General features: G+C 36.6%; 6 protein-coding genes. All 6 read right to left on the bottom strand.

Annotated elements, in window-relative coordinates:
• Nucleotides 1–374: 374 nt before the first annotated feature.
• The 6 genes from ASU03_RS18225 to ASU03_RS18195 all read right to left on the bottom strand — a co-directional run bounded on the left by ASU03_RS18225 (nucleotide 375) and on the right by ASU03_RS18195 (nucleotide 6,325).
• Entirely contained in the window at nucleotides 375–692 is a 318-nt protein-coding gene (locus ASU03_RS18225; protein WP_057833210.1) for a hypothetical protein, read from the bottom strand.
• 114 nt (nucleotides 693–806) lie between these two features.
• The gene (locus ASU03_RS18220; protein ID WP_082627344.1) at nucleotides 807–1,109 is read right to left on the bottom strand and encodes a hypothetical protein; all 303 of its coding nucleotides are present in this window, start codon (nucleotides 1,107–1,109) and stop codon (nucleotides 807–809) included.
• 500 nt (nucleotides 1,110–1,609) lie between these two features.
• The gene (locus tag ASU03_RS18210) at nucleotides 1,610–2,626 is read right to left on the bottom strand and encodes a DUF2806 domain-containing protein (RefSeq protein ID WP_057833207.1); all 1,017 of its coding nucleotides are present in this window, start codon (nucleotides 2,624–2,626) and stop codon (nucleotides 1,610–1,612) included.
• Nucleotides 2,627–5,063: 2,437 nt separating this feature from the next.
• A complete protein-coding gene (locus ASU03_RS18205) occupies nucleotides 5,064–5,528 on the bottom strand; it encodes a hypothetical protein (RefSeq protein WP_157465959.1) in 465 nt (154 codons plus the stop codon).
• A gap of 132 nt (nucleotides 5,529–5,660) precedes the next feature.
• The gene (locus ASU03_RS18200; RefSeq protein ID WP_057833206.1) at nucleotides 5,661–5,867 is read right to left on the bottom strand and encodes a hypothetical protein; all 207 of its coding nucleotides are present in this window, start codon (nucleotides 5,865–5,867) and stop codon (nucleotides 5,661–5,663) included.
• Between the two features lie 167 nt (nucleotides 5,868–6,034).
• Nucleotides 6,035–6,325, bottom strand: a complete 291-nt coding sequence (locus ASU03_RS18195; protein ID WP_057833205.1) for a DUF3144 domain-containing protein — start codon at nucleotides 6,323–6,325, stop codon at nucleotides 6,035–6,037.
• Nucleotides 6,326–7,521: the final 1,196 nt, after the last annotated feature.

Genomic DNA, 7,521 nt, shown 5'->3' with positions numbered 1-7,521 from the left:
AAGCATCGGCTGTGGCATAACCACCGAGGGCGTTAGGCTGGCAACGGTATTTATTATCGTTGAACCACGAGCATAGACTGAAATCAGGTGCCACGACGGAATAAGTAAGGTAGGCGCTGCTAACCAATAGGTTAGTAATCCACGAATATCAGCAGGATAACCGACGAAATTACTTGCTTCATCTATGCGTTAACTCTTCTATTTTAAAAGAAGACATTATGGCTCTAAATGAATGAGCAGGGATCGGTGTATTTAACTTGACGTGGGGAGTCATACCAACGCCCAATTAACGGGCTAAGTAATAGTTGGCCATAATTGTGAACGTAGTGAGCGCGGCCAACTGTTGCGTGTCACGTTGAATTGCTTGTTATATGCTACTTAACCATTTCAGGAAATGTTTGTGCGTCTTGTAATGCTTTAGGCAATAAAGGCAAAACAAACTTATCAAACTCTTTCTTTAAAACTAGCCTTGAAAGTATGGACCAAGCAATAATTAACCCTAACTGTAGCTCTTCTATTTTGAGAGCTACAGTAAAAATAAGACCTGAAAATATAGCCAATAAAAACATCTCTTTTAACCAAACCGAACTTTTCGAATATAGCTTTGCCCTACGAGAGGCTATCTTTATTGTTCTATAGATTACCCGACGATCTATATCTTCAAAAATAGGCAGTTTTTCATATCCGAACATCGGCTAAACTCCTTGTAGCATATAACGCCCACATTAACGGGCTAAGAAACAGTTGGCCAAAATTGTGAACGTAGTGAACGCGGCCAACTGTTGCGTGTCACGTTGAATTGCTTGTTATATGCACGTACTGCTAATTAGTGCATTTTGCTTTTTAATTTCACTGGAATTGTTATCTGTTTCAGCAATAGCCAAGTCTATTTTAGCTTCAGTACATTTATCAGATAACTCTTTATTCATAAGATAAGTTTGATCTTTTTGCTGCTGAGTTAACCCCTCAGCGCCACTATATTGATCTCTATCTTCAGGTGCTCGGTCTTTTTGATACGGTGGTGGTTGACTTGCACCACATGCTGATAATAAAACGACCAGCGAAATAGAAAGTAGTTTGATGTTCAATGCTTGACACTCCTTGTGCATATAACGCCCCACTTAAGCGGACAAAAATTGTTGGTTAAAATGTGTAGCGAAGCGGAACCTAACCAACTGTTTTTGTTCCGTTTGAAGTGCTTGTTAGGGTACTTTACCGTACACTGTCACGACTAAAGATATTAAAGCAATTATAAATGCAGAAATAGCTATTAAGTTTGACTGTTTAGATTGATTAACTGCTTTTTTAGAATTTAACCGTCTCTCAAGTTCAGCTTCTGAGACAACACCTCTTAATACATTATTTGACGTATTTTCAGTGACGTCATCCACGTACGTATTTATTACACTCATCAAGTAATTGAGCCTTCCTTGATGGAATTGATTCACCAAAGAACTCTTCCCAATTTACTTCTTTTTGACGAGAGCCAAACTTGAACATATCGAGTACCCTAACGCCTCGTTAAGAGGCAAAAAATTGTTGGCTAAAATTAGCGACGAAGGAGCAAAAGCCAACTGTTTTTTGTCCTTTTAAACGACTTGTTAGAACACTATAACTCCATAGGATTAAAGAAGTTCCCATATTTTTTTGTTGTTTGAACCCAGTCCGCTATTTTTACATTTACGCCTTGAGATTTTGCTTTTTTCCCTATACTTTCTAAGTACAATTGATCAGCTCCAAAATCTCCGAGTTCAAAAATTTCACAACCAATTTTAGTAACTTTATAACACTTAAACTTGAGCAGAATTTTTTCATCTGGTGCTGAAAAAATCAAAATTTTATTTCTATGTATCATTGAGTTGGTATAGTGTCCTTTTTCTCGTGTACCTAATTGATACTCTAAACCACCGCCTTTAACACCACTGATTACACCAAGGTCGTCCATTTCGAGTAAAAATGTAAAATCAATACCTACGTCCTCAAGTCTTTTCTCTATATAAACACTGCCATCCATAGCATACATAGCTAATTTAGAAATTAAATTAGCTTCTTCTTGTGATATGTTTTTTATGAATTCCAGTGTCCTAAGTGAATATGAACCTGGTGATTTTACTTCTCCGGCTAAAACTTTAGCCCAAAGCTGCTGTAATTCTTCAGATTTTACTTTCTGTGCGTTGTCTCTCCATCGTGTAAACCAATCAGGATCAATATTATCATTTGGAACTTCTACTTTATCGTTTTCTAACTCTTTCTCAGCAAAAACAATTATTTTATTCAGATTAATTTCTTCTTGAATACTCTTTATTCCTACTGATAGGCCTACTTGATTCGCAAACATTGCGAAATCAATTGTTGGTTCAATTTTTTCGGATGAAGTAATATTTAATGTTTCACTTTTTCCTGAATCATTAACGCAGACCAATGAGTGATCGGGCAACATTTTTTTTGTTCCTTCGCGAATAGCCTGCACATCAAGTTCTGTTTGAGCGAGCATTAACATTTCATCTCGTCTTATATCTACTTGTGCTTTTCCTTCACGTCTCACTTTCCATGGTGAAATTAAAGTACCTACACCTTCAGTTGTTAGTGTTTCCCACATTTTTAAAAGTAACTTTTCGCCTATCATATAAAATACTCAAACCTATCAATAGTGTTCTAACGCCACATTAAGCGGCAAAAAATTGTTGGTTATAATGTTGAACGGAGTGAAAACAACCAACTGTTTTTTGTCCGTTTGAATGTCTTGTTAGTTGTTGGGATTAAAAGCTCTACGCTAACAACAAGTTACCATAGCATACTGCGTAAATTAATAATAAAGAATACCCGTACCGCTACAAAATAAAGCCTGACTTTTGAGCCACGCAAGTACCCGTTTAGAAGCGAACGCATTAAACCTTCAATTGACAAATGAGGTTGAATTTCGCTGGTTAAAGAGCAAAAGTTAATGGCGAAAACTCACCTAAAACACAGACCAAACCTATTTATAAAACACCGCTTTTGCAATAAAACTTCACTTGTTTAGCGGTACAACTAACGCCCAATTAACGGGCTAAGTAATAGTTGGCCATAATTGTGAACGGAGTGAGCGCGGCCAACTGTTGCGTGTCACGTTGAATTGCTTGTTATATGCAACGCTGGTTGAACCAATCTTTGCACTAACTTAAAGGCACTGTAATACATAATTAAGCTGTGAATTTTTACGCTACTCACAACTGATTGAATAAACTTAATAGCGTTGCCACCTTTGAAAAAGGTAAAAGAGGCAATGCTTATTAGTGATTAAACTGAACCTGATTTAGCGTAAAACTAAAAAGATTGTCTTGCTCTAACACTCAGGTTTTAACCGCATATAACGCCGCAATAAGCGGAAAGTTACTGTTGGCTAAAATGTTTGAGGCACGAAAAACAGCCAACTGTAAATTTTCCGTTTAATTGCCTTGTTAGCTGGTGAATACTCAAAGTGAAATTCAATTCTCTTAATCTATCGTCATTTCCATCCCGTTAAACCTAGCTCTTCGATTTCTCCATTTTGGAGAAGATAACGGAGCAAATTATGAATAACAAAAGTAACAATGACAAAAACATTAAAACTATAAAAGCAGCTGTATCAATAGTTAGATTCGCTTACCGACTATACAAACTTTACGATTTATACAGCCCCATAATTGAACGATTATTCAGTATTTAAGTTATAGAGGAGGAATATACCTCCTCGTTTCGAACAACCAGCTAACGCCCAATTAACGGGCCAACTGTTGCGTGTCCTGTTGAATTGCTTGTTATATGCAATGCTGGTAAAACCAAGCGATACAATAACTTAAAGGCACAGTTAAATAAACATTAGCCTCTATTTTGAGCCACACAAATAACCGTTCTAGAACGAATGGTTGTGCAGTAAACAATAATTAAACCGAATGACAGTGCAAAACCTATTCGTGGTAAAACATAAAAACCTGATTTGGCGAAACGCAAAGGTTTTGCCCTAAAGCTAATTTTTAAAAACATATAACGCCCAAATAACGGGCTAAGTAATACTTGCTAAAATGTGAAACGAAGTGGAACCGAGCAAGTGTTACGTGTCCCTGTTGATTTGCTTGTTAGTTGCAACATACTTTCACCAAGTACAACAATAACTTAAACGCACCGTAATGAAAATACCAAACCGTGAATTTGAGCCATTACACTTACTATTTAGAGCGAATAGTTACGCTAATACACCTTTCAGAAACGTGATTAAAGTGACTAACTTATTCGCGGTAAAGTACCAAACAGTGAATTGGTGAAACTGAATTATTTAGCACTTAGACGATCTTTTTTATTAGCCAACTAACGCCCAAATAACGGGCTAAGTAATAGTTGGCCATACTTGTGAACGGAGTGAACGCGGCCAACTGTTGCGTGTCCTGTTGAATTGCTTGTTATATGCAATGCTGGTAAAACCAAGCGATACAATAACTTAAAGGCACAGTTAAATAAACATTAGCCTCTATTTTGAGCCACATAAATAACCGATTTAGAACGAATGGTTGTGCAGTAAACGATATTTAAACCGAATAACAGTGCAAAACCTATTCGTGATTTAACATAAAAACCTGATTTGGCGAAACGCAAAGGTTTTGCCCTAAAGCTAAGTTTTTAAAAACATATAACGCCCAATTAACGGGCTAAGTAATAGTTGGCCATAATTGTGAACGTAGTGAGCGCGGCCAACTGTTGCGTGTCACGTTGAATTGCTTGTTATATGCAACACTGGTTGAACCAGGCTTTGCACGAACTTTAAGGCACTGTAATACATAATTAAGCTGTGAATTTTTACGCTACTCACAACTTTTCGAATAAACTTAATAGCATTGCCACCTTTGAAAAAGGTAAAAGAGGCAATGCTTATTAGTGATTAAACTGAACCTGATTTAGCGTAAAACTAAAAAGATTGTCTTGCTCTAATACTCAGGTTTTAACCGCATATAACGCCGTTTTAAGCGGCAAATTGCAGTTGGCTAAAATAAGTGAGGCACGAACAAAAAGCCAACTGTAATTTGTCCGACTTGAAAACCCTTGTTAGGTTACTTTATAACCTCTAAGAGCCCATTTATCTGCTCTTTAGTGCATTCAGGAAAAATGTAATTATTTTTACATGACGTAATTAGCAAAGGAATAATATCTTGTAACTCCTGCTCATTAGATGACTTTTTATAAAAGAGCATAGCTGACAAAAACACTTCCTTTTTTATGTTTAAATCCTGTAAAGTCATGGAGTTTAACAACATAGTTGATACAAGTAATGTACGAGCTACTTCTATATTTAACTCATCAGGCTGACTATCCATAATGCCACGAATAGCTATATTGTTTGATTTGATAACAGGAAGAACTTGGTCACTAAAACTACCCTTGTATAAGCTCATGTTTTTTTGAAAATCACTAGCTATCAACTCATTCTGTTCGCTAATTATTTTCGAAAAATAATTAAAACTTATAAGAGTTGCAACAGTCACCCCAATTAAAAAATATATTACTTTAGTTGCCATAAACATCCATGCTTGAGAAGTAACCTAACGCCTAATTAACAGGCAAAAAATAGTTGGTTAAAATAAGCGACGAAGGAGCAAAAACCAACTGTTTTTTGTCCTTGTTTAATTTCTTGTTAGCAGCGCTGCATGCTACTCACCGTTTATTTCACTATTACGTTTGGCGCGCCATTTATCAAATTCCTCTTGAACAGATGAACCTGATTTTGCGGCATAAAATCTAGCAGCTGATACCATTATTAAAATAAAACCTATACCAATGTTGAGAATAGATTTTTCAACAATACCTAAATAAAAAAGATATACAGCCACAATAGCTAAGAAAATTTGAGCGAACATAAAGACCCTTTTTAGTACATCAATGAAGGCAGATAAAACTCTAACGATTTAAGCCTGCTAACGCCCAATTAACGGGCTGAAAATTGTGGGCTAAAATGGTAGCGAAGCGAACAGCCCACTGTTTTTAGTCCTGTTGAATTGCTTGTTATGAGTTTTCTAGCTCAAGACTAACCATGTGGTTTGTAGCCCTTGAAATTTTCTATGTATTCATCCATGTTATCAGTAATCATTTTTCTGAACTGCTCGACATAGAAAGATATAGCTTCATCTTTATCTGCCTTCATCTCTTCTGCACTTGTGGATGACGATGCGACATCAAATGCACTAAAGCGGGCTGACGCATAAAGTAATGATGCTCCTACCTTGCCTTTAGATTCGGACTTAGATTGATTATTAGCTAATTCAATATACTCATCAGCTCTCTGCCAGAATTCATCTGAGATTTCATTTTGACTCATAGTAATCCTATGTTTAACTCATAACGCCCAAATAACGGGCTAAGTAATACTTGCTACAATGTGAAACGAAGTGGAACCGAGCAAGTGTTACGTGTCCCTGTTGATTTGCTTGTTAGTTGCAACATACTTTCACCAAGTACAACAATAACTTAAACGCACCGTAATGAAAATACCAAACCGTGAATTTGAGCCATTACACTCACTATTTAAAGCGAATAGTTACGCTAATACACCTTTCAGAAACGTGATGAAAGTGACTAACTTATTCGCGGTAAAGCACCAAACAGTGAATTGGTGAAACTGAATTATTTAGCACTTATAAGATATTTTTTATTAGCCAACTAACGCCCAATTAACGGGCTAAGTAATAGTTGGCCATACTTGTGAACGGAGTGAACGCGGCCAACTGTTGCGTGTCCTGTTGAATTGCTTGTTAGATGCAATACTGGTAAAACCAAGCGATACAATAACTTAAAGGCACTGTTAAATAAACATTAGCCTCTATTTTGAGCCATACAAATAACCAATTTAGAACGAATGGTTGTGCCGTAAACAATAATTAAACCGAATGACCGTGCAAAACCTATTCGTGATTAAACATAAAAACCTGATTTGGCGAAACGCAAAGGTTTTGCTCTAAAGCTAGTTTTTTAAAAACATATAACGCCCAAATAACGGGCTAAGTAATACTTGCTAAAATGTGAAACGAAGTGGAACCGAGCAAGTGTTACGTGTCCCAGTTGATTTGCTTGTTAGTTGCAACATACTTTCACCAAGTACAACAATAACTTAAACGCACCGTAATGAAAATACCAAACCGTGAATTTGAGCCATTACACTCACTATTTAGAGCGAATAGTTACGCTAATACACCTTTCAGAAACGTGATAAAAGTGACTAACTTATTCGCGGTAAAGCACCAAACAGTGAATTGGTGAAACTGAATTATTTAGCACTTAGACGATCTTTTTTATTAGCCAACTAACGCCCACTTAAGCGGACAAAAATAGTTGGTTAAAATGTGTAGCGAAGCGGAACCTAACCAACTGTTTTTGTTCCGTTTGAAGTGCTTGTATGGATAATATACCCATCTTTTAATTCTATTGTAAAACAAGTTTAGGTAAAGTGAGGCCCAAGCTTTGGCTGCAACCAAAGCCTTTTTATACGGTAGTTCGATGAAGTTCTGGCTCCTCTGT

Origin of the sequence: Colwellia sp. TT2012 (assembly GCF_001440345.1) — a bacterium.
Lineage (GTDB): Bacteria > Pseudomonadota > Gammaproteobacteria > Enterobacterales > Alteromonadaceae > Colwellia.
This window is presented reverse-complemented; position numbering and strand designations above follow the sequence as displayed.